The following is a 25,667-nucleotide window of genomic DNA, read 5'->3' on the forward strand; positions in this document are numbered from 1 at the left end:
CCCCTCACCCTGCCCTCTCCCCAAAGGGGAGAGGGTGTTCAAGTTCCCTCTCCCCTTTGGGGAGAGGGTTAGGGTGAGGGGAAAATACTGAGGTACTCCCATGAAATTCCCGCTCCTGCTCATACTCCTCGCCGCTACCCTGCCGCCCGCATTCGCCGCAGTCATTCCCGTGCGTGTCGCCACCGTGGAGCAAACCGCCCACGCCGCCGAACGTCAGATCCCGGGTCGCATCGAAGCGATTCACACCGTTGAACTGCGCGCGCGTACGGAAGGCGTCATCTCCAAAATCCACTTTCGAGACGGCCAGTACGTGAAAAAAGGTGACGTGTTGTTCGAGCTGGACGACGCCGAGCCGCGCGCCGCCCTGCGCCTGGCGCAGGCCGAAGTGAAAAGCGCCGAAGCCACGCTGCGTCAGGCGCAACAGCAGCTGTCCCGCTTCGAAAGCCTGGGCAGCAGCAACGCCATCAGCCGCCACGATGTGGACAACGCCCGCATGCAGCGCGACGTAGCGAGCGCCGCGCTGGAGCAGGCGAAAGCCCGTCTCGACACCCGCAGCGTCACCCTCAACTACACGCGCATTACCTCACCGATTGACGGACGCGTGGGGCACAGCAACTTTCACGTCGGCAGCCTGGTGGATCCTGCCAGCGGTGTGCTGGTGGAGGTGGTCCAGCTCGATCCGATCCGCATCGCCTTTGCGCTGGAAGAGGGCGCGTTTGCCACCAAAGCCGGACAGCATGCGGATATCAGCGCCATGAAACAGGCCTGGCAGGCGCTGATTGACAGCAACGGCCAGCGCGTCAGCGGGGAACTCACCTCCGTGGACAACCGCGTCGACCCGCGTACCGCCAGCGTGATGCTGCGCGCCGAGTTCGCCAACCCGCGCCATCAGCTGCTGCCCGGCGGCAATGTGAACGTCTACCTGCGTCCGGCAAGCGAGCAGCCTGTCCTGACCCTGCCCGCCGCTGCCGTACAGCAGAATGGCGACGGGTTCTTCGCCTGGGTGGTTAACGCCGAGGATAAAGCCGAAATGCGTCCGCTGAAGGTCGCCGGGCAGATGGGCCAGCAGTTCCAGATTGCCTCCGGCGTTAAGCCCGGTGAGCGAGCAATTACTGACGGTGCGCAGCGCGTGCAGCCTGGCGCTGCCGTTCAGATACTGAATTAAGGAGCCATCATGCTGACGTTTTTCATCAAACGCCCGCGCTTTGCGATGGTGATTGCGCTGGTCATCACCCTGCTGGGGGCCATCGCGCTGAGGATTATTCCGGTGGAGCAGTACCCGCAGATCACACCGCCGGTCGTGAATGTGTCAGCGTCATGGCCGGGCGCCAGCTCGGCTGACGTGGCGGAGGCCATCGCCACGCCGCTGGAGACGCAGCTGAACGGGGTGGATCATATGCTCTATATGGAGTCCACCAGTTCGGATGAGGGCTCTTACAGCCTGAACATCACCTTTGCGGCGGGCACCGATCCGGATCTCGCCGCCATCGACGTGCAGAACCGCGTGGCGCAGGCCGTGGCGCAGCTGCCGACCGAGGCGCAGCAAAACGGCGTGCAGGTGCGCAAGCGCGCCACCAACCTGATGATGGGGGTAAGCCTTTACTCACCAAATAACACCCACACGCCGCTGTTCGTCAGCAACTACGCCAGCACCCAGGTGCGCGAGGCGCTGTCGCGTCTGCCGGGCGTCGGGCAGGTACAGATGTTTGGCGCGCGCGACTACAGCATGCGCATCTGGCTGCGTCCGGACCGCATGAATGCCCTGAACGTGACCAGCGATGACGTGGCGCAGGCGCTGCGCGAGCAGAACGTGCAGGGGGCGGCAGGCCAGGTCGGCACGCCGCCGGTGTTTAACGGCCAGCAGCAGACGCTAACCATCAACGGGCTGGGGCGCTTAAACCAGGCCGACGACTTTGCCAACATCATTATCCGCACCGGGGAGATGGGGCAGCTGGTGCGCCTGAAGGACGTCGCCACCATTGAGCTTGGCTCGCGCAGCTACAGCTCGGGCGCGCAGCTGAACGGGCATGACTCCGCCTACCTTGGCATCTACCCGACGCCGTCCGCTAACGCCCTGCGCGTTGCCGATGCGGTGCGCGCGGAGCTGGAACGGTTATCCACGCGCTTCCCGGACGATCTGGTCTATGAAGTCAAATTCGACACCACCTCGTTTGTGGCCGCTACCATCAAAGAGATTGGCGTCTCGCTGGCGCTGACGATGCTGGCGGTGGTGGTCGTGGTGTCCCTGTTCCTGCAAAGCTGGCGCGCGACGCTGATTGTCGCCCTTGCCATTCCGGTGTCGCTGGTGGGCACCTTTGCGGTGCTCTACGCGCTCGGCTACTCCGCGAACACGCTCAGTCTGTTCGCCATCATTCTGGCGCTGACCATGGTGGTGGATGACGCCATCGTGGTAGTGGAGAGTGTCGAAACGCTGATGGCGGAAGGGCAGAGCCGCACGGCGGCGACCGCGCTGGCGCTGCGTCAGATTGCCGGGCCGGTGATTGCCACCACGCTGGTGCTGCTGGCGGTGTTTGTACCGGTGGCGCTCCTGCCGGGGATCGTGGGCGAGCTGTACCGCCAGTTCGCGGTGACGCTCTCGACCGCCGTCACGCTCTCAAGCCTCGTGGCGCTGACCCTGACGCCCGCGCTCTGCGCGATGCTGCTGCGCCCGCGTCCGGCACAGCCCGCCGCCGTTTTCCGTGGGTTCAACCGCGGGCTGGACGCCACGCGCACGCTTTACACCCGGATCGTGAGCGTGTTCAACCTCCGTCCGTGGCTGGCGCTGCTGGCCACCGCAGGCGCGGCGGCGGTGGTGGTATTCAGCTTTATGTCGATGCCAAAGGGCTTCCTGCCCCAGGAGGATCAGGGCTACTTCTTCGCCAGCGTCCAGCTGCCGGAGGCAGCCTCGCTGGAGCGTACCGAAGCGGTGATGACCACCGCGCGCGAGCTGATCGCTAAAAACCCGGCGGTGGAAGACGTGATTCAGGTCTCCGGGTTTAACATCCTCAACGGCACCAGCGCATCGAACGGCGGGTTTATCTCCATCATGCTCAAAGACTGGAGCGAGCGTCCGCCGCTGGATGAGGTGATGGGCACCCTTCAGCGCCAGCTGCTGGCCCTGCCGGAAGCCACCATCATGACCTTTGCACCGCCGACGCTGCCGGGGCTGGGCAACGCCTCCGGCTTCGACCTGCGCATTCAGGCACAGGCGGGGCAGAGCCCGGCGGAGCTGGAGCGCGTAACTCGCGAGGTGCTGGCGAAAGCCAACCAGCACCCGCATCTGAGCCGCGTGTTCACCACCTGGAGCAGCAACGTGCCGCAGATGACGCTCACCGTTGACCGCGAGCGCGCGGCCCGCCTCGACGTGCCGGTGTCACGCATCTTCAGCAGCCTGCAAACCGCCTTTGGCGGCACGCGCGCCGGGGATTTCAGCGTCAACAACCGCGTCTACCACGTGGTGATGCAGAACGAAATGCAGTGGCGCGAGCGCGCGGAGCAAATCAGCGAGCTGTTCGTGCGCAGCAACAGCGGCGAGCGGGTGCGTCTGAGCAACCTCGTCACCATCACGCCGACCGTCGGCGCGCCATTTATTCAGCAGTACAACCAGTTCCCGTCGGTATCGGTGAGCGGCTCGGCAGCGGAAGGGGTGAGCAGCAGCACCGCAATGGCGGCGATGGGCGAGATTCTGGCGGAAAACCTGCCAGCCGGGTACGACTACGCCTGGAGCGGCATGTCGTATCAGGAGCAGCAGACCGGGAATCAGGCGATATGGATTGTGCTGGCGGCGGTGGTGATGGCGTGGCTGTTCCTCGTCGCCCAGTATGAGAGCTGGACGCTGCCGGCGAGCGTGATGCTCTCGGTGCTGTTCGCCATCGGCGGAGCGCTGGTCTGGCTGTGGCTGGCAGGCTATGCCAACGACGTGTACGTGCAGATTGGTCTGGTGCTATTGATAGCCCTCGCCGCCAAGAACGCAATTCTTATCGTGGAGTTTGCCCGCGCCCGTCGTATGGACGGAATGGCGATTGTCGATGCCGCGCGGGAAGGGGCATCACGCCGCTTCCGCGCGGTAATGATGACCGCCGTGTCGTTCATCATAGGCGTCCTGCCGATGATGCTGGCGACCGGGGCGGGTGCCCAGAGCCGTCGTATCATTGGCACCACGGTGTTTAGCGGCATGCTGGTAGCCACCGTGGTGGGGATAGTGTTCATCCCGGCGCTGTTCGTGCTGTTCCAGCGCCTTCGCGAATGGGGGCACGGCCTTACGGACTCGTCGCCCACAGCTCACAGTGCTTCTGCACCAGAGAAATCAGCGAGCCGCCATCGGCGATAAAGTCCCGCATGCGCTGCGCCTCGCTCTTGCCCTGCTTTAACAGCAGGGCAATTTCCTTGATGGCGCTCGTCGCGCCGAGTTTCTCGGCCGACGGTGCAACCTGCTCCAGCAGCCAGGCGATATCTTCCGCCACGGTTTTGTGCTCGCCGGTATGCACGTCGGTCAGAATGCCTTCCAGCCCGTAGCGACAGGCCTGAAAACGGTTAAAGCGGTATAGCAGAAAATCCCGTTCCTGATGCTTATAGGGCCGCGCAGTCAGCAGCCAGTGCGACGTCGCCTGAATAAGCCCGGCGATGTTAATGGCGTGACCGAGCGTCAGCGGCGTATCCATCACCCGCACCTCTACGGTGCCAAAGTGCGGGCTGGGGCGGATGTCCCAGTGCAGATCCTTAATGCTGTCGATCATGCTGGTGGAACTCAGGCGGCGGAACAGCCCCTCGAACTCCTGCCAGCTGTTGACCCACGGCATCTGGCCGTTATCCGGGAACCCGGAAAATATGTTGAGCCGCGACGAGGAAAACTTGGTGTCCGTGCCCTGCATATAAGGCGACGACGCGGCGAGGGCGATAAAGTGCGGTACGAAGCGCGACAGGCCGTGCAGCAGGTAAATCGCGTCGTCCCCGTTTCGGCATCCCACGTGCACGTGCTGGCCGAACACCGTTGCCTGCAAAATCAGATAGCCAAAGCGCTCCAGCGTGACGTTATAGCGCTCGTCGTCACACACCTCCTGCCGCTGCCATTTCTGGAACGGGTGCGTTCCGCCGCCGCAGATCTGGATGTGCTGCTCCGACGCCGCCCGCAGGATGCTCTGCTGCATCACGGAGAGCTGCGCCGCCGCCTGGTCGATGGTCTGGCAGACACCGGTGGCGATTTCGAGCATGCTTTCGGTGATGTCGTGTTTGACTTCGCCCCCTTTGATGTCGTCTTTGACGGCGGCGATGAGGGCAGAGGAGTCCTGGCTCAGATCGTAACCCGGCGGGTTAACCACCTGGAGTTCGAGCTCAATGCCGAGGGTATAAGGTTCAGAGGACTTGAAATCGGGTAAGGGCATGGCGCACTCCGTTGTCTGTTATGTGTTGAGTATAGACAATGGGCGTGGCGCGCTCTTTTCAGGGTGGTATAACTGATAGCAGGCTTAGCAAAAGGGGAGTGACCCATGTCTGACTATCCAACCATTGCGCTGATTGGTCCCGGTGCGATTGGCACCACCGTTGCCGCGGTGCTGCATGACGCGGGCCGTACGCCGCTGCTGTGCGGTCGCACCGCGCATCCGGTATTACGCCTGCGTCACGATGAGGATGAAACTGTGGTGCCCGGTCCGGTACTCACCGATCCCACCGTCATTACGCGCCCCGTAGACCTCGTTTTTGTGGCGGTAAAAACGACGCAAAATGCCGACAGCGCCGGGTGGCTGCGCGCCCTGTGCGATGAAAACACCGTGGTCTGCGCGCTGCAAAACGGCGTGGAGCAGAAAGCCCAGCTTGCGCCTTTGGTCAACGGCGCAACGGTGCTGCCGTCGGTGGTCTGGTTCCCGGCGCAGCGCGAGCCGGACGCCTCCGTCTGGCTGCGGGCAAAACCGCGTCTGACACTACCGGATGTGCCGCAGGTGCAGCGGGTGGTCGAGGCGCTTCGCGGGACGCGCTGTGATGTTGAGCTCTCGACAGATTTCACCACCGTCGCCTGGCGCAAGCTGCTGCAAAACGCGGTCGCCGGGCTGATGGTGCTGGCCAACCGCCGCGCCGGGATGTTCAGACGCGAGGATATCAGCGAGCTGGCCCTGGCCTATCTGCACGAGGGACTTGCCGTCGCCCGCGCCGAAGGGGCGAAGCTGGACGATGCGGTGGCCCAGGAGATTCTGGCGAACTTCCAGCGCGCGCCCGAGGATTTAGGCACGTCAATCCTTGCCGACCGTCAGGCCGAACGCCCGATGGAGTGGGATATTCGTAACGGCGTGATCCAGCGCTATGGCCGCAAGCATGGTATTGCGGTGCCCATCAGCGACGTGGTGGTACCGCTGCTGGCGGCGGGGAGCGAGGGGCCGGGCTAACGGCCGCTGTTTTTCCGTTCGGCGAGCGTGACGGTGGAGCAATAATCTGGGGATAGTCAGCCTTAAACACATATGCGAAACTTACCGCTTCTGAAAAAATGTGGTGGGACCCGCTCAATGTCAGAACCATCTTCGCAGTGCCTGTTTAATGAAGGAATGATTGCTTTTCCTGAGGGCTATCAGGACCGTACCGTCAATGTCTTCGCGCCGCCTGCAGCGGATGCGCCCGCGTTCAACATTTCCCGCGATGCCCTCAACCCCGGCGAAGCGCTTGCCGCGTATATCGATCGCCAGCTCGCCCTGATGGCAAAGCACATCAAGGGCTGGAAGCAGGGTGAGCGCAGCGCCGCTACGCTGGGCGACAGCCTTTTACAGGGTGAAACCGTCCATGCCAGCTACCTGCGCGACGGGAAACGCATCTGGCAGCAGCAGGCCGTGTTTAACGTCGACGGCGATAAAATCCTGGTGTTCACTATGACCTGCACCCGTGCGCTGGGCGATGCCGACGGCGCGCTGTTTGGCGATCTTCTCAGGAGCTTCCGCTTCCACCATTAACTTCAGGGACCGTTGTTATGTTTGAAGCAGCACGCGTTGGTGATGATATCGGCCACTCCGGTGCGCTGGCCGGGATGATTGCCGGAACGATTGTCGGTGGCCTGATTGCCGCCGCCGGGGGCATTCTGGCGGGGGCCATGTTTATTGCCGGTCTCGGCGCATCCTGTCTTGGCGTGGGCGTCCTGCTTGTCGGCGCCAGTCTGGCCGTGGGGTATTACACCGGGGAGCTGGCGACTGCCGCCAGGGACAGCATCGCCGACGCCGGGGCATCCAGCATGACGAAGAAAGGCGTCATCACCTCCGGCTCGCCCAACGTGTTTATCAACGGTAAACCCGCCGCGCTTGCCACCGATAGCACCGTCGACTGTTCTGACGACGGCTCGCAGCAGATGGCCGAAGGCTCTAAGCGAGTCTCCATTAACAGCCAGCCTGCGTCACGCATCGGGGATCGCACCACCTGCGACGCGAAGGTGATGACCGGTTCGGACAACGTCATTATCGGCGGCGATCCGCAGCAAACCCTCCCCATTCAGTCTGAAGTGCCCGAGTGGCTCTATAAGGTCTCCGATCTTACCCTGCTGTTCGCCGGGCTTCTCGGTGGCTGGGGCGGCGCCGCTGGCAAAGTCGGGGCGCTCTCTAAGCTGCTGGGCAAAATCCCCGGCATCAACAAGCTGGCCCGTATCGCCTGTCGCGCCGGCACGCTGATGACCGGCGTGGCGGCCGCGGGGATCATCGCCCGCCCGGTGGATATCGTCAGCGGACAGAAGTTTCTCAGCGGGGATGATGAGCTGGACTTCGTCCTGCCTTCCCGTCTTCCGGTGCGTTGGCAGCGCTACTGGCGCAGCGGCAATCCCGGCGACAGCGTGTTGGGCCGCGGATGGAGCCTGTTCTGGGAAAGCCGCCTGGAGCCTTATCAGGACGGCCTGGTGTGGCGCGCACCGTCCGGCGATTACGTCGCCTTCCCGAAGGTCCCGAAAGGGATGCGCTCCTACTGCGAAAGCGAAAAAAACTGGCTTGAACATCACCAGGACGACAGCTGGTCGGTGTATGACGTCAGCGGCGAGCGCTGGCACTATGCGCCGCTGCGGGATGCTGCCCCGTCGCTGCTCCAGCGCCTCTCCGAACCCTGCGGCAACGATATCCTCTTTGAGTGGAATGCGGATAATACCCTGCATGCCCTGACCGACTGTGCGGGCCAGCGCGTGGTCTGCCGCTACGACCGCGACAGGCTCGTTGGCGCCTGGCTGGATGACGAGATCTGCCTGGTCAGTTACGCTTATGATGAACAGCGCCAGCTGGTCTCCGTGACCGGCCGGGGCGGTAGCGTGCGCCGACGCTTCAGCTGGCAGGACGGGCTGATGAGCGCTCATGAGGACGCCAACGGCCTGCTGAGCGAATACCGCTGGCGGGAGATTGACGGCCTGCCGCGCGTGGTCGGCTTCCGCCATAGCGGCGGCGAACGGCTGACGTTCGAATACGATTTTGAGAACGGCACCCGCCGCGCGACCCGCGAAGACGGCGCGCAGGCGCACTGGCTGGTGGATGACGACGACAACATCGCGCGCTTCACGGATTACGACGGTCGCCAGACGACGTTTGTCTACCGCGACGGCGAGCTCTGCCACGTCATTCTGCCGGGCGGGGCGATGCGCCGCAGCACGTGGGACAAATACGGCCGCATGACCAGCGAGACGGACCCGGCGGGCCGCCGCACGGAGTATCACTGGCATCGCCTGACCGACCGCATCACCCGCACGGTTTACCCGGACGGTACCTCATCGCAGGCCATGTACGACCTTCGCGGTCGCCTGCTGTCGGAGACGGATCCGGCCGGTAGCACCACCGCGTATCGCTATCCCGATGATGAAGAATTCCTCCCGGAGAGCATCACCGACGCCATCGGCGGCGTGGTGCGCCTGGCCTGGAACCACCAGGGGCTGCTGACGCAGCGCACCGACTGCTCCGGCAGCGTCACCCGCTTCACCTACGACCGCTTCGGGCAACTGATTGCCAGCGAAGATGCAGAAGGGAATATCACGCGGCGGGAGTGGAGCCGTGCCGGGCTGCTCAGCGCCGTGATCCATCCGGACGGCAGCCGCGAGTCGCTGGTGTGGAACGAACGCGGCCAGCTCACGGGCTGGCGCGACCCGCTGGAAAGCGAGGTGAGCTGGGCCTATAACGCGCTCGGCCTCCCGGTCAGCCTCACCGACCGTATTGGCCGCGTGCGCCAGTGGCGCTACGACCCGCGCGGTAACCTGCTGCGACTCGATAACGGCAACGGGGCGGAATACCGCTTCACCTACGACGCCGTGGGCCGCCCGCTCAGCGAAACGCGCCCGGACGAGACCGTGCGCCATATGGAATGGGACGCGCGAGGGTTCCTCTGCGCGCTCGAAGAAAACGGCCGGCCTGCCGCCGACGGCGGCATCGCCCGTCGCGTCCAGCAGTTCAGCTATGACGACAGCGGGCTGCTGATCGGGCGCACTCAGCGCCACGCGGAGTACCGCTACTTCCGCGACCTGAGCGGCCAGATTACCCGCATCCGCCGCACGCCAACCGCCGAAGGCGTTGCCCTGGGTATCGAAAGCGATGAGATCGCTTACCGCCACGACGCCGCCGGGCGCGTGCTGAGCGAGTCCGGCATTAACGGCGCGGTGGGCTACGAATGGGATGCCCTGAGCAACCTGACCGGCCTGACGCTGCCCGGCGGGCAAAAGCTGGCCTGGCTGCACTACGGCTCCGGCCACGTCAGCGCCATCCGCTTCGGGCAGCAGCTGGTGACCGAGTTCACCCGCGACCGCCTGCACCGGGAAGTGCGCCGCACCCAGGGCGCGCGCGAGCAGTTCCGCCAGTATGACAGCCTCGGCAGACGCACCCTGCAGTGCAGCGAACTGAGCACGGACGTTACCCTGCCGGAGCAGGCGCTACTGGAACGCCTGTACCGCTACACCGCGCGCGGTGAGCTTTCCGGCGTCAGCGACACCCTGCGCGGTGAGGTGGACTACGGCTACGACGCCGAAGGGCGTCTGCTGAAGCACTACGAGGCCCGACAGGGACACAGCCGCGCGCAGTTCAGCTATGACGCCGCGGATAACCTCGCCGCCAGTGACGATGCGGTACCGGTTACGGATAACCGCCTGCAGCACTGGCAGGCGCTGTTTATGAAATACGACCACTGGGGCAACCTGGTCAGCCGCCGCATCGGGCTGTACGAGCAGCATTATGCGTATGACGCCGAGAACCGGCTGGTGTCCGCCCGGGGAACCGGGCCGGAAGGGCGGTTTGAGGCGCGCTATCACTACGACGCGCTGGGCCGCCGCACGCGCAAAATCGTCACCACCGCGCACGGCACCACCAATACCCGCTTCCTGTGGCAGGGCTATCGCCTGCTGCAGGAGCAGCAGGGGAGCGGGCCGTGCAGCACCTATATCTACGACCCGAATGAGGCCTGGAGCCCGCTGGCGCGGGTGGACCATCTTCATGACCAGAGCAGCGGTGAGATTTACTGGTTCAGTACCGACCTGAACGGCGCCCCGCTGGAAGTGACCGACGAGCGCGGCGCGGTGCGCTGGAGCGGCCAGTACGGCAGCTTTGGCGAGGTGCGCCATCAGAGCGAAGGGTTCTCACGGTTGATGAACCGCACGGCGATGGCACACCAGCCGCTGCGCTATGCCGGGCAGTACGCTGACGGTGAAACGGGGCTGCACTATAATCTGTTCCGCTACTACGACCCGCAGGTCGGGCGGTTTATTGTGCAGGATCCGATTGGGCTGAATGGTGGGTGGAACCTTTATCAGTATGCGCCGAACCCGTTGGGGTGGATTGATCCGTGGGGCTTAAGTGGCACAGACCTGGTCACTTATTGGCCTCCAAATGATGGTGCCTATGGTGAAACCAAGATAACTTTATTGAAACCAGGAACACAAATTGATCGTTATGGATATCCGGGTGGTACTTATACATCACCTGTCGGAACCCCATATCCGATGCGTGCTTTGCCTCCAGGAACTGATGCAAAACCTTATACTATTTATGAAGTTATGAAGCCAATACCAAACGTACAGGAAAGTAAAATTGCCCCTTGGTTTGGTGAAATGGGTATGGGCACTCAATATAAGCTCCAACAGTCTGTACAGAGTTATATTGATTCCGGACATTTGAAAGTAATTAAGCAAACAGAAGGCAAAACCTGTGGATAGAGTAGAGTTACAAAGTGAGTTAAATAAATTAAACATACCCAGAAATAGCTACTCTATTGATGGTGTTAAGGATGAGACATTATGTTTGATCCTCGATGGAGGGCTATGGTGTGTTTTTTATAGTGAACATGGAAAACGCACAGAGGTTGAGTTTTTTGCAACTGAAAGTGATGCCTGTCAATCCTTCCTTGCCAGAATCACCAAATGGTTCTAGTTTCAAAAAGTATGTAAAATTAGGTGCCAGTTTTTGGTGTTTCTTAGGCTGGTACTAATTTTCATGCTTTGGTAATAATAATCAAAGAATGTGAGTGTAATTCTGCCGCATCAATCTTTTTTAGTCTGGTAAGTACTGTTTTCTAATCGGAAAATCGTCACCACGTCGCACGGCACCACCAACACCCGCTTCTTGTGGCAGGGCTAACGCCTGCTGCTGGAGCAGGAGACAAGCGGGCTGTACAGCACCTATATTTACGACCCGAATGAAGCCTGGAGCCCGCAGGCGCGGGTGGATCACCTTCGTGACCAGAAGAGCTGTGAGATTTACTGGTCAATACCGACCTGAACGGCGCGCCGCTTGAGGTGACCGACGAGCGCGGCGCTGTGCGCTGGAGCGGCCAGTACGGCAGCTTTGGCGAGGTACGCCACCAGAGCGAAGGGTTCTCACGGGCGGTGAATCGCACGGCGATGGCACACCAGCCGCTTCGCTATGCCGGGCAGTACGCTGATGGTGAAACGGGGCTGCATTATAACCTGTTCCGCTACTACGACCCGCAGGTCGGGCGGTTTATTGTGCAGGATCCGATTGGGTTGAATGGTGGGTGGAACCTTTATCAGTATGCGCCGAACCCGTTGGGGTGGATTGATCCGCTGGGTTTATGCAAGACAGAATCTAATGCTGGTGGAAAAAATCCTAATCCTCCAGGGCAGGGGTACCACAATGAGACTTATGCTCCTAAGCCAGTTAAACCAGAGGATGCCCTTAATCGTTGGGATGATTTCCTTGGCCCCGGCCCCCATACAAATATCCATCCAAGAACTGGATTACCAGACCCAGACCGAATCGTATCGGCTGACGGTAAGAGAAGTATCCGTTATGGTAACCATGAAATGAATAGTAAACCTACTAAACATCATTACCATGAAGAAACATGGACATTAGATCCTGCAAATAATGTCATGAATGTTGATAATCTTGTTGTGAGAGTACCGATACTAAAATGACAAACATAACAGTAGTAAAATTTGATGGAAATAAAGTAGAGTTCACCTCATCTTTAGGCAATGGAGTGGCTGTATGGTGTGGTGAACCACCGGAAGTAAATGGTTGTTATAATGTCGAATTTGATGTAGATGACATTTTTAAATGGGGCTTGAATATTAATGATGTTTGTCAGGAGACACCTGAAATCAAGGTGGATGGTGATGGAATGTTATTTGTTTCTCAGGTCATCTCTTATGAGAGTGACGGGGTTTTAACTGTTTCACTAGGTGGTCAGATCATTTTTTTAGATGTTGAGTCCTACCCAGGTGGTAGTAAATTTGTTTCGTTTTCAACAGCCATAAAAAATATCTCATTGTATCCTTTTGAAGTGTAGTTTGAAACTGAGAAGAAATTACTTGTTCCGCTACTAAGACCTACAGGTTGGGCAGTTAATTGTGCAGGATCCGCTTGGGTTGAATGCAGGGTGGAATCTTTTTCAGTATGCACTGTATCCGCTGGGGTGGTTTGCTCTGTGGGGGTTATGTAATGGTAATACTGTCATAAGAGCGGTGACGCCTGGAAACGCGAGAGTTTGTGAGCGGATAAAAAAATAAGTACAACAGCTTAGCATAAAATAACACCGGCCTAACATATTGCAGGTGCTCCGCATTCGCGTGACTCTTGGATTTCCTCCACCAGAAGCCAGGCATCAGCAGAGAATTTACAAACACCGTTTATTCGAAATGCTGATGCGGCGCACCAAAAAGTTTTAATTTTGGTAAGGCATTTCACGAAACCTTAATATTTTAATAGGTCATTTATGTTAAATGATGTAAAGAAAAAAATAATTGATAATGATTTTGTTAATATTGTTAGAATTAATATGATTTTCAATGATATACAGTATAATGAATTGGTCTCTAGTTTAGAAGAGCTTGCTAATCTTTTGAAAAATAATGAATCCATAGATAAAGAATTAGCTTTGTATTTATATACAATACCTCAAATGATAAGAAATGCGTATGCTAGTTTTGATAAAGTGGAAAACAAACCAGATTTGGCTTTTAAATTAGAAGATGCATGGATAGAGTTAGACTCGCTAGTAATAAACTGTCTAAGCTAGAAAGAATGAAGGCCGGGTGAGAAATTCGCCCGGTTTTGATATGAAATAATCCTTTCTTGAACCACAAACATAAAATTAATAATCCATCCTCTACTACGACCCGCAGATTGTGCGGTTTACTGTACAGGATCCGATTGGGTTATGTAGGGGATTTGAAGTCAGAGGTAACAATCTATACCAGACGCGGGTTGATCCTCATTACACCGGAGGACCTCATCATGCATTCTAAATAGATACCAGAACGTTAATATCAGGAACACGTACTTCAAATTGTTATATAAGAAAACGCCAGGAATTTTGGAGTCAATAATCTGATATGCATCGGGTTCCTTAAGTTAAAGCGAGTTATATAGAATAAAAGAAGTAGAACAGTTACCGAAAATAGATGAAACCTAGATTAACGTATTTCCTGAGCATGTGAATTATAAAGGAGTTACAATAATACGTTAACATGTCGATATTTGGAATATATGCTATACTCGCACCTGGACGTACTCATGTTGGCAATGGCGATGTTTGACATACGAATTGAGAGTAATAATTGTGTTATTAACAATAAATGAAATTGAAGTTAAATTACATGAGAAGTTCTCTCCTTTTAATGGAGAGATGGATGATTTGATTTTGAAAAAAAGAATTTCGCCTGATAAACAATATCAAACTTTCTGAGGAAAAACTTCGTGTAAATTTCTCAAAGGATTTTATTAAGTTTGTCAATAATTATGATATTGATAACTTCTCTTTGGGGAATATATCTTTCGGCCATGGTGGTGATTATTTGGAGAAAATAATCAGTATTAACAATGATGAATTTAACCATTGGTGGATTGGCAAGCATAGACCAGATGGTGTGATATGTGTTGCAATATCAGACCGTTATACTATTTTACTTAATAATCATGATGGCAAAGTTTATGCTCTTACAAGTGAGCATACTATGGATGGATGGGAATCGATAGCTGATAGTTTTGAGCTATTTATCAGAGGTGTTGGTTCGCATGTTTTAAAAACATATTCTATATCGGAAATTATTAAGTTAACAGGGGCGAGCGATACTGCATTTTGGAAGGATATCTGATGGCGGTGTCTGGTGATAATTTATATATTTCTGCGCTGGGTGTCTTTTTCGAACAATATCAGAAATGGTGAAAGAAATAATTTCTTCGATTGTTGTGGTTTGAGGTGGGCATTAAACCAACTTTCGAACTCAGTCCTTTGTATAATTTAATACGTGCGGAACCTTTACAAAAATACGCACCTGTAGATGCGTTAGGGTGAAATTACTATGTGTCTTACTGGTTCAGAAAATAAACTAACTGTATACGAGATAAATGCTTTCAATACGAGTTTTGATAATCATCTTCCCGCTTCATTTCTTGATTTTTATCTGAAAAATAATGGCGGATATCCTCATAAAAATGAAGATGGTAATCCGTTTATGCTTGGCGGGTTTAACCCTATAAAATATGGTGACCTGCCTATAGAACAACTCTACCGTGACCTTGTTGAGTCGTTTGGCAAATTGAGGAATATGGTTCCTTTTGCATATGATGACGGGGGGAATTCTTTTCTGCTATCTCTCAAATCTGATGATTCATTAGGGAAAGTGTTTGTTTTTTTGATGGATGATAAGGAAGTTGAATTGGTTTCTGGTTCGTTCTCAGAATTTTTAGAGGAATTGTTTCTTTGAAAGCAATAAGGTAGTGTATAAAATTCACAAAAGTGATTTTGTTGTTATCGAAATCTAAAGGAAAGTAACTAATTAAACTATTTAATGTCAGTCATTAATTTAATGCTTGTAAATTTAATAACTGGGTTTGTGTTTGATTTGTTTATATTTATTGGTAATCATTGATATTGTTCTGATATGAAAACCAAGATTAAAACCGTAAGCTTCAGCGTACGTATAATTTAATGTTAATGCTGAAGAATAGCATGTTAAATGGCAATGCGTGCAATAGCCCAATTTGGAATGGTATTGCATTTACATGCTTGATGAATATTATTACATAGCTTCAGATTGATGACGAAAGAAGGAAAAGATAAATGCAACGATTGATGGGAGACGGTTACGAACCTTATGTTAATAAGTTAAATGACAGGCTTATATATTCATTACCTGTTGAATCGGGATTTGTCAGCTTTTATTTTGAGTTTGATATTAGTCAGACCGATCTTGACGTCCTGCTGTCCGATCATTACCGGCGGGCCGTGCTGGAAGTGACCGCGCACACTCTGCTTCAGCACTCGACGTTGAAAGGACATAAACGATTTACTCAGAACGATTTTGATAATCTTATTGCCACTACCCTTCATGAATCGCAAGAGCATCTTAGCGCATTGATTTCTCAGATTAATCGGGAGCACAATATGTCGATTGAACATTATGTGAATGACATAGTGAATACACGCTTAACCAAAGGATGAATATACCGATCCCAGATAAGGTCAATATTTATCTTAAAATCACGCTGTATCTACAGCTCTTTTCAACCTCGTGCTGTCAATCGATTTCATGATAACCGGCGAATGCGGCAAGGTGCGCTGGAGCGGCCAGTACGGCAGCTTTGGCGAGGTACGCCATCAGAGCGAAGGGTTCTCAAGGCTTGTGAACCGCACGGCAATGGCGCATCAGCCGCTTCGCTATGCCCGGCAGTACGCTGACGGTGAAACGGGACTGTACTATAACCTTTTCCGCTACTACGACCCGCAGGTCGGGCGATTTATTGTGCAGGATCTGATTGGGCTGAATGGCGGGTGGAACCTTTATCAATATGCGCCGAATCCGTTGGGGTGGATTTATCCGCTGGGATTGTCTACCTGTTCATCCAAAGACTCATATAAACAGGCCAGAAATAAGGCTCTTAAATGGTTAGAAGAGCGAGGTTTTAAAGCCGAAAAAGTTAACACAGGCAAATTTGGTTCGACTAAAGGTCAACCTGTCGGGATGACAACAATTGACGGAAAAACAGGTTCTAGAGTTGAGTATGATGAGCGAAGCGGAGCTCATATCAATGTGTTTAGCGGTAAAGATAAAGGGGAGCACTTCATGTTTGATGCACCTGAATCCGTTGTAACAAAAATTCAATATTTATTTAATTTACCATCAAAACCATGGAGAGGCTCTTAATGACGCTCGATGATGAAATCAGGAAGGAAATATCTTTGCTTCCTGAACAACCAGAAATTGTGGATGACTGGGAACACATTGCGGATGAGTTATCCGATAGTTATAGTTGGGCTGGTTCAAAAATTGACTGGTCAAAGACCAATGCTCATAGGTCTTTAGAACTACATGGAGATTATAAGGATTGGTTGGTAGATATAAATAAATTCATTTATGATACTGATGTTCATGATGTGATTTCAAATAGTGATGATATTTACTATATAAATGACTCGTCTCTTGATTTTTCTGTCAGGTTGAATCCCAAGCAGTTTTTTTTATTTCTTGATATGGCAATAAAAAATATCCCTCAGCATCATTACTTTTTTGATGGAGAAAATAAATGGTGTCTAGTGATAAGTGCTGAAGGATATATTGATTTCGGTTTCTCATGGTCAGATAAAAAATGATTGAAATGGGAGGTTCATCCTCCCAGGACGTTTTAGGTAATGCTTATGATTTGATAAAAAACCGGAGCAAGAGTCTTACGGTGTTGGTGATGTCCCTCTGAGACTATTTTAAAAAGAACATTCGAAATTGCCTGGATAGGTTCAGTTTCTGGCACATTAGACAATCATGAAATTTGAGAAGAGTCATATGTATTGGAATGAAATCGAAGGTAGTATTTTGTTTAATAAGGTTTTCAGTAGAGATGTTGAAGTGAATGAAATCGACATCTTTGATATTAAAATAGACCGCGAAGTTGCTACGGTAATAATATGTTTTGACCTTGTTAATGAATTGCATGACAATCCTCCCCAAAAATGGGTTAAAGGCTATAATAGATATAAGTGTGGTATAAATTGCAGTGGAGTAAAATTCTTAAAAATAGAAGGTATGTTTACGGATATGCCAGCAAAAATAGAAATACAAAAAAAGACTCCCCATAGTGAAGTTATAATAAAGGGGGCAGATATTTTTTTAAATTTGAAGTGTTCGCATATACAATTGATGGGACCTTCCGTATATATTAGTCAGTAAGCTAAAGGTCGGGATGGATTTTTAAATTTTCCTGGCTTTTATAATTTAAAGTTGGTTCGGTCTACTGAATAAGTATATCCTATTCCCTTAGTATGAGATTGGTTTAATCTGTGCCGTGAAGCATATTGAAGGGGGAGAGCTAGAATAATTAAATAGCCGAAAAACAAAATGTGGTTGAGAGATTATGTTATCTAATAAAATAACGCTAATGAGTCAATCTCGAGGTTGGTGGTATGATGATATCACTCAAGAGTATAGTGATGCTTTGCTTTCTTTAGGTATTGACCTTTCTTCTGATTTTGCTCAATTTTATTTGCGCGTTGAGGATGGGGCTACTTTTCATAGCAGGAATCATGAAATTTATCAGATCTGCTGGTTTGTTATAAATTCCTCGTACCAACTTGATCTTAAAAGAACACATGAAATATTAAAAATACCAAACGAGTATATTCCCTTGGATGGTTTTCAAAACGAGGGTGGGTATTTTTATAACAAAAAAACTGGAGAGGTTTTATTTATCAATGTAGGGGATGCTTTAACTAAGTTCCTACAGGGGGAATTAAAGCCTCAATGGGTAGACTTTAATTCTTTCATTGAATGGTTTTTTGATTTAGATAAATGAATGAAATATGCCGGAAACCATTAAGTTCCGGCTTTTATTACCACAGACAATTTTTCCATAGTGTGGAGTATCTAAGATCAAGAAGTCATGACCTTAGTGAGGAAAGCTTATGCCTATTTCATGCGGTAAGCCTGCAAATAAAGATGAAATTAAAATTTTGGAGGAAAAATTCATAATCAGTTTGCCTGAAGATTATAAAGATTTCCTCAGGTTGAAAAATGGCTTTATTGTAAAATCTCCGGGTTTTTGTGAGTTAGAGTATGAAGGCGTCGATGAAGGGGTTATCGCCTTTTATGCCCTTTTTGGAATAAATATGAAAAATCCAAACCACGACATTTTTCGTCAAAATGAAAATTTTTTAAATGAACTTGATTTTATTGATGATAAGTTAATTATTGGTGATGAGCCTGGAGGTAACTTTTATCTTATTCTAAATGGAAGTGAAAGTCATGGGGTTTATTATTGAGATAGAACACATCTACATGCTGAGGATGATATCCAAGAGTTTGAGATCGCTGAGCAAAATGAGTGCGGCAATATCTATAAAATTACTAATGGCTTTACTGAATTTCACAAGATAATTTGTAAGACTTCCCTTGATGCAGGAATGAATGTAACTGTTGATTTATGATATTTCAAAATTAAGTCATATTAACAATATGATTATGGCTTATTTTTAAATTTAGAGGTTATTAAATGGATAAATATTAAAATAAGAGTATCACGTATGCTTGTATTTAAATCTTCATATTAAAGTCGACAGCATTGTTAGGTTTAGAACATTAGATAAGCACGTTATAAAATAAACCATTTGACTTTTTATAATGATAAATTCTACTTATTTGTTACCAGTGATGATATTCATAATATGAATGAAATATTGATGATAATCCCAATCTCGTCGTTTCTGGCTACTAGATCTTGAAGTGTGAAAAAAGACTCTGTGCATATCTGGCTCAGGCTTCGATTTTACGGCTGGGATAGATAATACCTATATAGTCGACCATAAAACAGTACTATGTGTAAGTAAGTTTCTGTGTTTAATCTGCTGTTTAAAAAGTAAAATAGTTATCGTGCAGATAGCTTAATTGATCAGGGTATGGCGGTAGCATTATTGTTTCATGCAAATCGCCATTTCCGCGACCCGAGCGGCCAGATTACCCGCATCCGCCGTACGCCAACCGCCGAAGGCGTTGCCCTGGGTATCGAAAGTGATGAGATCGCTTACCGCCACGACGCCGCCGGGCGCGTGCTGAGCGAGTCCGGCATTAACGGCGCGGTGGGCTACGAATGGGATGCCCTGAGCAACCTGACCGGCCTGACGCTGCCCGGCGGGCAAAAGCTGGCCTGGCTGCACTACGGCTCCGGCCACGTCAGCGCCATCCGCTTCGGGCAGCAGCTGGTGACCGAGTTCACCCGCGACCGCCTGCACCGGGAAGTGCGCCGCACCCAGGGCGCGCGCGAGCAGTTCCGCCAGTATGACAGCCTCGGCAGACGCACCCTGCAGTGCAGCGAACTGAGCACGGACGTTACCCTGCCGGAGCAGGCGCTACTGGAACGCCTGTACCGCTACACCGCGCGCGGTGAGCTTTCCGGCGTCAGCGACACCCTGCGCGGTGAGGTGGACTACGGCTACGACGCCGAAGGGCGTCTGCTGAAGCACTACGAGGCCCGACAGGGACACAGCCGCGCGCAGTTCAGCTATGACGCCGCGGATAACCTCGCCGCCAGTGACGATGCGGTACCGGTTACGGATAACCGCCTGCAGCACTGGCAGGCGCTGTTTATGAAATACGACCACTGGGGCAACCTGGTCAGCCGCCGCATCGGGCTGTACGAGCAGCATTATGCGTATGACGCCGAGAACCGGCTGGTGTCCGCCCGGGGAACCGGGCCGGAAGGGCGGTTTGAGGCGCGCTATCACTACGACGCGCTGGGCCGCCGCACGCGCAAAATCGTCACCACCGCGCACGGCACCACCAATACCCGCTTCCTGTGGCAGGGCTATCGCCTGCTGCAGGAGCAGCAGGGGAGCGGGCCGTGCAGCACCTATATCTACGACCCGAATGAGGCCTGGAGCCCGCTGGCGCGGGTGGACCATCTTCATGACCAGAGCAGCGGTGAGATTTACTGGTTCAGTACCGACCTGAACGGCGCCCCGCTGGAAGTGACCGACGAGCGCGGCGCGGTGCGCTGGAGCGGCCAGTACGGCAGCTTTGGCGAGGTGCGCCATCAGAGCGAAGGGTTCTCACGGTTGATGAACCGCACGGCGATGGCACACCAGCCGCTGCGCTATGCCGGGCAGTACGCTGACGGTGAAACGGGGCTGCACTATAATCTGTTCCGCTACTACGACCCGCAGGTCGGGCGGTTTATTGTGCAGGATCCGATTGGGCTGAATGGCGGGTGGAACCTATATCAGTATGCGCCGAATCCGTTGGGGTGGATTGATCCGCTGGGTCTTTCATGTACTGGTACAAACAGACGACAGGCTTTAAATAAAGCGAAAGACACCGCAGGTATCCCACGCTCTCAACAGCCAGAGAGACAATGGATTGTTGGAAGTGATAAGAGGAGAAGGGGAAGCACTAACTATCAATATTCAGAAGATCTTGGTTCTCATGGTAGATATTATGAATATACAGATGCTCAGGGGCATAAAAAGGTAGTTGTTGAGCATACCGCCGATCCAAGGGCTCCAGGTCCACATACACATGCTGGAAAATCTAAACCAGGCGCAGATCCTAGAACCTATGATTTTAAAGAGTCCAGGTATCAAAAGATTAATGTGCCTTCAACCAATGATCATCATATTTATTATGACTAGTAGAATTGAAGAAAAATTAATCATGCATAGAGCAAAGGGATTTGCAAAAAGTATCGATGGGATTGACTCCTACTCTATCTCATTAGTGAATGAGAAGGATTTTACTTGGCATCGTGAGGAGTTAAAAAGAGTTAACTCCATAAAAGATGAAATTGAAGGATTTCATTTTGAACAACCGGTTAATGTAAAGGAATTGGTCGAAAAAACGATAGATATATTACATGTGGATAACGAGGGTTTCTGTTGCTTTATCTATGAGGGTGTTGCCAGTGTATGTGTCCATGTGAACGATTTTCGTTTATTTTTAGCAAGCCTTTTTAAAATAAATGATACTTATGACATATGTCTCCTTTTTGAAGATCCAGACAGGGTTTTTATTATCAGTGATGACGAGCATTCTTTAAGGATATATTACAAAAAAATGATTTAAAGTCGGGGGGCATCTCCTCTGTCAGTTAGTTACATGTTCAAAGATAGATTATTGATTTTGTTAATAGTTTAACCCACATCCTGTGGCGGAACTACCACCTGCTGCGGGAGCGGCAGGATTATGGACCGAATGAAGCCAGTTAGACGATTTGGGTAATATTTCAACGGACCCTAATTTAACCCATATGGGTATCCGAAATCCAGCTGATTACCCTGTTGTCAGAGGTCGACCTCCTGGGAGTGATAGATAATTATGAGCATTGAATATCATTTGATTGTAAACAGCTCTCACCAAGATGATATCTTCTTTGGAATTAAAGTTGTTTTCGAAAAGAGTGATTCATACATTTTGAGTCATTCTTCAGATAATGCATTTGGGTTTTCTATAAAAGATTCTTCATCTGATTGGGGGGCTGATTTCGAAATAGCAAAGAAAAAAGATGAATTTTTTATTCAAATTCACTCCGGCAATTATAAGAAAATTATGTCGGTAATAGAGAATTTCTCAACAATAAAGCAATTACTTTTGAGTTGGAAGAAGAGTAAATATATGCCGGGATTCTTCCCGGCAATTTTGTAGTTATTTTAATAAATTATTTTTTAGTGGTGATTTTTTTTAATTAATATGCTATCGCTATTGCTGAGTGATATTTATGAAGCTAAAAGTCTTATCCACTTCCCAGTTGAAAAGGTATAGCTTAGGTAATACAGGTCAAGCATTTTATAGTCACGACCATTACAACACTTTCATAGAGATCGGTCTGGGAGGATGGAAGTAATGAAAGTAATTACTTTATCTATTGACTTTAAAGAAATAAATGATGTTACAGAATTTCATGATAGGGTTAAGCACTTGTTTGGCTTTCCTGATTTCTATGGTAATAATTTCCATGCATTCATAGATTGCCTGACTAGTTTGCGATTCCCAGAAGAGGGGATGACATCTTTAAACTTAAAGCAAGACGAGTTTTTATTACTTAAGATAAGTAATATCAACAATTTGAATGAGGGATTGAAGCATGATTTTCTTTTGTCAATTCAAGAGGTAAATAATAGAAGTATTTTATTTGGTGAGGAGCCAACTATCTTGTTATTGCTTTGTGCACAACATAAGTGAAATATGGCGGGCGAAAAGAAAAATTCGCCTGTTTTTTATTAATTGATATTATTCTGAACGGAAGTATGTTGCGGAAAGTATATTTTTCACTCACTATGTGGAGTGTAATCATAGATACTTTAGGGAGGGCTGATGAGAGGGATTAAAGAGGCGTTGAAGCAACTAGCCGCTATTTGTAATGAATACTCGGTATCCGGAAATTTCAATACCGTTAATGACTTGGACAATGCATTTCCAACCAACCTACCTCGTTCCACAGATGTTGATTACTTATATAAAAATTACAATCCGGAAAAATTAAACATTGAAACAGGCTTCACGCCAATTAAAATTCACTCTATCAGTGAGCTCTCGAAGGCTCAAAGTGGTTATGAATACTTACCGGATAATTATCTTGTTATTGGTGATGATTTAGGTGGAGGTAAACCTTTAATTGCGGTTATCGAAGAAGGGAATACCTCTGTCTATGCTAGTTATGATGTAATTGAACCATTTAAAATAGCTAGCAGTCTCTCTGGATTTATATTTTCATTAGCTGAGCTTATTGATTTGGTATATGGTCAATACGGTATCTTTGATATAGCAGATGATAATGACGAAGTGAAAGGTGACTTTATTGATGAGTTGCGGAAAAGAATTGCGCCTCTTATCGGTAATGAAGGTTTTAATGCATTCTATGATTATTTTTATGGCTAGGGTACATGTTTTTTATTTAAATAAATGAATGGGATATGCCTCGCTTGTCAGATTGTTCGCCGCTTTGATGGCTGCTGCAAAGTTCATTCTTTCGTTCTCCGGTAGAGGTACGTGAGCTTGTCATACTCTGCGTGAGTGCTGGTGTGTTTGATGAAGAGCTTTCCGCGCTCAAAATCAGTAAATAACATTACTCTTAAATACCCGCCACCTACGTCAATGACCCACCATTTTTCCCGGTATTTCATCCTCTCCCGGCTGGGGAAGCGCTTTCGCATGTCGTCTGGTGATGGGTAGTGGTCTCCTTTTAGTACCCAGTAAAGATCTTCCAGAGCGAGTTCTTGAATAGGAAAATGTCTGGTGGCCGCGTCGAAAGCGCTCTTGAGACTGCGGGCATTTTTGCCCCTTGTTTCCAGATTGGAAACATTTAAGGTGGTGGTCGGCGGGTTGAGAATGTGGGAATTGTAATGGATTGCAGTTTTCATTTGCTCGTGATAAAGGCGATCATTTAATGAGTGTGAACACTGTAAGAGGTGACTGTGAAAGAAATGTCCACTTTGTGCCAGGAGCGGACATTGTTATTAATAGCAGCAGACGCCAGCCGGACTCTCTCGTCTTACAGCACTTCAACCACTTCAAATTCTTCTGCGATCAACTCCATATCTTTAGAAAAATGACCTTCGCGGGTAAAAAATCGCTGATGCTCATTTCGCCAGTATTGAAGGCTTAAATCGCCTTCACCTTCTTTGCGGGCAAACTCCTCAGTCACATCACAAAAACGCACCAGTCGCATTGAAACCAGCCGGGTCACGCAGACCGGGGCATTCAGGCCATCAAGGATAATGTTATAGCTTCCAATCCTCGGGGCAGACTTTTCTTGCTGGTAAGAGGCAAAGGATCCGCAGGAGGCCGTTTTAATCCCTTTTTTAATCAGGTCCGCAAGCTCGCTGGCCAGTTCCGGGCTGTCTCCCATTTGCCAGGCATCTGCGCCTGGATACTTTACTTTTAATACCTCAACAGTAGCCATTAAGAGCCCTTTTTAATCGTCGATGAAAAATGTCATACAGAGTTTTAACATGAACTTTCCGGACATTAACATTGATGCTTTCCCTCTGCTACTTTGTCCGCTCTTCGCTCTTACCAGACATTCAAAAACAACATTAAATTTTGCGTATGGCCGGGGATCCGCTTCTTACCCAGCAGAACTCCGGCCTCCCATCACCCGCCTCAGTGCGTCGTTATATACGGCTCCTTCACAAACTCTGCCAGCAACCAGACCATATCATGCAGTAGCCCGGTGAGTTCTTTCGCCACGCTCGCAGGCAGTGTCCCGCCCATCACCGCCAGCGTTAATGCCACGGCATAATCCACCTGCAACACCGTTTCCTGCCAGCAGTCCGGCACGCAGGAAGTAATCTTTTCACCTGCAATCAATTGCTCAACCAGATACGACGGAAGCTCTGAGTCACAGCACTCACGCAGCCGCTTCAGCGCGGCCAGCAATCGCTTGCAGAGCGTGGTAAACGTCACTGTGTCGTCAGTTTCCACCAGCACGCTGACATACGCGGCGCAGGTATCAGCCAGCTCGAAAAGATTCGCAAAATCGGAAATTGAAGCGTTGATGAGCTGATGAACAGCGCTTTCTTCAGAGAGCGCATAAGAAAAGTTAGGTGTAGTAGCCATTTAGCATCCTCGTCGTGCAGAAAAGTGTCATGTTATGCTAACGGGTTCCTACGCCCGGTTACGGATGTGCCGCAACGCAGGCACTTTACGACCGTGAAGAAGGGATGAAAAGGGATAACCCTGAATTACATAAGGTTGCTTGCAGGTTTGCGAGGCGGCTTCCAGAAGGGGATTGCCGCGTGGCGGCTACGCCCGACCCGGCCTCCAAAACCACCGCGATACGACCCGTAGGCCCGCGCAAGCGCAGCGCCGCCGGGCACAGTTTGCACTGCGATTACGTCTTACGCAGACCTTTTCATTTTGAGCATCCCTTCTAATAACGTCTGCGTGGCGCGGGATGATTTTCCCGCCTGTGAACAAAACACCCCAAACTCCCGGCACAGTGAAAGCGTAGCCATTTTGTAGTACATGGTAGACCTCAAGCCAGAACGATGTCTGGCACCGCGACCAGCCATCCGGGCGTTTAAATGGTTAAAATAAATAATAATAATCATTGCGCAATAAATTTCGCTGTGTCTTAATAGCGTCATCGGTTTGGAATACAGACCTTATGAAAGCAGTTTTAGTAAAGCAGTCCTCAGTTCAGGTGTTATCAGTAGATACTCCTTCTTCGTGAGCCTCCTCCTAAGTGCCAAATAAGTAACTCTCGAAATACAGGCCATCATCGCCGCGCTTAAGTGGCTCATAAATTAAG

The 25,667-nt window shown here is 51.1% G+C and carries 22 protein-coding genes and 3 pseudogenes; 21 read left to right on the forward strand and 4 right to left on the reverse strand.

The window, feature by feature from the left end:
• Positions 1 to 100 precede the first annotated feature (100 nt).
• Complete coding sequence (locus ACQG0S_RS05540; RefSeq protein WP_048965634.1) at positions 101 to 1,165, forward strand: efflux RND transporter periplasmic adaptor subunit; 1,065 nt, start codon at positions 101 to 103, stop codon at positions 1,163 to 1,165.
• 9 nt (positions 1,166 to 1,174) lie between these two features.
• Complete coding sequence (locus ACQG0S_RS05545) at positions 1,175 to 4,330, forward strand: efflux RND transporter permease subunit (protein WP_048965635.1); 3,156 nt, start codon at positions 1,175 to 1,177, stop codon at positions 4,328 to 4,330.
• On the opposite strand, the gene ACQG0S_RS05550 is transcribed toward ACQG0S_RS05545, so the two are convergent.
• Positions 4,260 to 5,381, reverse strand: a complete 1,122-nt coding sequence (locus ACQG0S_RS05550) for a YbdK family carboxylate-amine ligase (protein WP_048965636.1) — start codon at positions 5,379 to 5,381, stop codon at positions 4,260 to 4,262. The genes ACQG0S_RS05545 and ACQG0S_RS05550 overlap by 71 nt on opposite strands.
• 105 nt (positions 5,382 to 5,486) lie before the next feature.
• Between ACQG0S_RS05550 and ACQG0S_RS05555 the strand changes: the two genes are divergently transcribed.
• The 19 genes and pseudogenes from ACQG0S_RS05555 (at position 5,487) to ACQG0S_RS05645 (ending at position 23,293) form a co-directional block, all read left to right on the forward strand.
• A complete protein-coding gene (locus tag ACQG0S_RS05555; RefSeq protein ID WP_048965637.1) occupies positions 5,487 to 6,377 on the forward strand; it encodes an oxidoreductase in 891 nt (296 codons plus the stop codon).
• Between the two features lie 117 nt (positions 6,378 to 6,494).
• Positions 6,495 to 6,932, forward strand: coding sequence for a DcrB-related protein (locus ACQG0S_RS05560; RefSeq protein WP_048965638.1), 438 nt, complete (start codon positions 6,495 to 6,497; stop codon positions 6,930 to 6,932).
• Positions 6,933 to 6,949: 17 nt separating this feature from the next.
• On the forward strand, positions 6,950 to 11,131 hold the full coding sequence (locus ACQG0S_RS05565; RefSeq protein WP_162268820.1) for a glycohydrolase toxin TNT-related protein: 4,182 nt from the start codon (positions 6,950 to 6,952) through the stop codon (positions 11,129 to 11,131).
• Between the two features lie 361 nt (positions 11,132 to 11,492).
• Positions 11,493 to 12,007 (forward strand): annotated as a pseudogene (locus tag ACQG0S_RS05570) (RHS repeat-associated core domain-containing protein); the annotation flags it as partial.
• 341 nt (positions 12,008 to 12,348) lie between these two features.
• Complete coding sequence (locus tag ACQG0S_RS05575) at positions 12,349 to 12,726, forward strand: hypothetical protein (protein ID WP_071892814.1); 378 nt, start codon at positions 12,349 to 12,351, stop codon at positions 12,724 to 12,726.
• A gap of 426 nt (positions 12,727 to 13,152) precedes the next feature.
• The gene (locus ACQG0S_RS05580; RefSeq protein WP_045309199.1) at positions 13,153 to 13,455 is read left to right on the forward strand and encodes a hypothetical protein; all 303 of its coding nucleotides are present in this window, start codon (positions 13,153 to 13,155) and stop codon (positions 13,453 to 13,455) included.
• Between the two features lie 703 nt (positions 13,456 to 14,158).
• The gene (locus ACQG0S_RS05585; RefSeq protein WP_341474832.1) at positions 14,159 to 14,533 is read left to right on the forward strand and encodes a hypothetical protein; all 375 of its coding nucleotides are present in this window, start codon (positions 14,159 to 14,161) and stop codon (positions 14,531 to 14,533) included.
• 207 nt (positions 14,534 to 14,740) lie between these two features.
• The gene (locus tag ACQG0S_RS05590; protein WP_048966229.1) at positions 14,741 to 15,145 is read left to right on the forward strand and encodes an SMI1/KNR4 family protein; all 405 of its coding nucleotides are present in this window, start codon (positions 14,741 to 14,743) and stop codon (positions 15,143 to 15,145) included.
• A gap of 356 nt (positions 15,146 to 15,501) precedes the next feature.
• Entirely contained in the window at positions 15,502 to 15,882 is a 381-nt protein-coding gene (locus tag ACQG0S_RS05595) for a hypothetical protein (protein ID WP_045309197.1), read from the forward strand.
• A 91-nt stretch (positions 15,883 to 15,973) separates the two neighbouring features.
• Positions 15,974 to 16,585 (forward strand): annotated as a pseudogene (locus ACQG0S_RS05600) (RHS repeat-associated core domain-containing protein); the annotation flags it as partial.
• Positions 16,585 to 17,031 (forward strand): hypothetical protein, encoded by a 447-nt coding sequence (locus ACQG0S_RS05605; protein ID WP_048966231.1) that lies wholly within the window; start codon positions 16,585 to 16,587, stop codon positions 17,029 to 17,031. The pseudogene ACQG0S_RS05600 and the gene ACQG0S_RS05605, both read left to right, overlap by 1 nt.
• A gap of 187 nt (positions 17,032 to 17,218) precedes the next feature.
• A complete protein-coding gene (locus tag ACQG0S_RS05610) occupies positions 17,219 to 17,602 on the forward strand; it encodes an Imm50 family immunity protein (protein ID WP_048966232.1) in 384 nt (127 codons plus the stop codon).
• A gap of 184 nt (positions 17,603 to 17,786) precedes the next feature.
• Positions 17,787 to 18,224: a hypothetical protein gene (locus ACQG0S_RS05615; RefSeq protein ID WP_045309195.1), complete on the forward strand. Its 438-nt coding sequence runs from the start codon at positions 17,787 to 17,789 to the stop codon at positions 18,222 to 18,224.
• Positions 18,225 to 18,333: 109 nt separating this feature from the next.
• Positions 18,334 to 18,690, forward strand: a complete 357-nt coding sequence (locus ACQG0S_RS05620) for an SMI1/KNR4 family protein (protein WP_048966233.1) — start codon at positions 18,334 to 18,336, stop codon at positions 18,688 to 18,690.
• Positions 18,691 to 19,353: 663 nt separating this feature from the next.
• A pseudogene (locus tag ACQG0S_RS05625) lies at positions 19,354 to 21,051 on the forward strand (RHS repeat-associated core domain-containing protein); the annotation flags it as partial.
• Positions 21,044 to 21,481: a hypothetical protein gene (locus tag ACQG0S_RS05630; RefSeq protein ID WP_065421698.1), complete on the forward strand. Its 438-nt coding sequence runs from the start codon at positions 21,044 to 21,046 to the stop codon at positions 21,479 to 21,481. The pseudogene ACQG0S_RS05625 and the gene ACQG0S_RS05630, both read left to right, overlap by 8 nt.
• Before the next feature lie 252 nt (positions 21,482 to 21,733).
• Positions 21,734 to 22,060 carry a hypothetical protein gene (locus ACQG0S_RS05635; RefSeq protein ID WP_048966880.1) on the forward strand — a complete coding sequence of 109 codons (327 nt, stop codon included), beginning with the start codon at positions 21,734 to 21,736 and terminating at the stop codon, positions 22,058 to 22,060.
• Between the two features lie 198 nt (positions 22,061 to 22,258).
• Positions 22,259 to 22,597, forward strand: a complete 339-nt coding sequence (locus tag ACQG0S_RS05640) for a barstar family protein (protein WP_023299531.1) — start codon at positions 22,259 to 22,261, stop codon at positions 22,595 to 22,597.
• Between the two features lie 132 nt (positions 22,598 to 22,729).
• A complete protein-coding gene (locus tag ACQG0S_RS05645) occupies positions 22,730 to 23,293 on the forward strand; it encodes a hypothetical protein (protein WP_023299532.1) in 564 nt (187 codons plus the stop codon).
• Positions 23,294 to 23,376: 83 nt separating this feature from the next.
• Here the strand turns inward: ACQG0S_RS05645 and ACQG0S_RS05650 are convergent, their stop codons facing one another.
• The 3 genes from ACQG0S_RS05650 to ACQG0S_RS05660 form a co-directional block, all read right to left on the reverse strand.
• Positions 23,377 to 23,706: a type II toxin-antitoxin system HigB family toxin gene (locus tag ACQG0S_RS05650; protein WP_032671566.1), complete on the reverse strand. Its 330-nt coding sequence runs from the start codon at positions 23,704 to 23,706 to the stop codon at positions 23,377 to 23,379.
• 200 nt (positions 23,707 to 23,906) lie between these two features.
• Complete coding sequence (locus tag ACQG0S_RS05655; RefSeq protein WP_023299534.1) at positions 23,907 to 24,317, reverse strand: ASCH domain-containing protein; 411 nt, start codon at positions 24,315 to 24,317, stop codon at positions 23,907 to 23,909.
• Between the two features lie 200 nt (positions 24,318 to 24,517).
• Complete coding sequence (locus ACQG0S_RS05660) at positions 24,518 to 24,973, reverse strand: hypothetical protein (protein ID WP_023305643.1); 456 nt, start codon at positions 24,971 to 24,973, stop codon at positions 24,518 to 24,520.
• Positions 24,974 to 25,667: the final 694 nt, after the last annotated feature.

It is taken from the genome of Enterobacter cloacae complex sp. 418I7, from assembly GCF_050030705.1.
GTDB classification, from domain to species: Bacteria; Pseudomonadota; Gammaproteobacteria; order Enterobacterales; family Enterobacteriaceae; genus Enterobacter; species Enterobacter intestinihominis.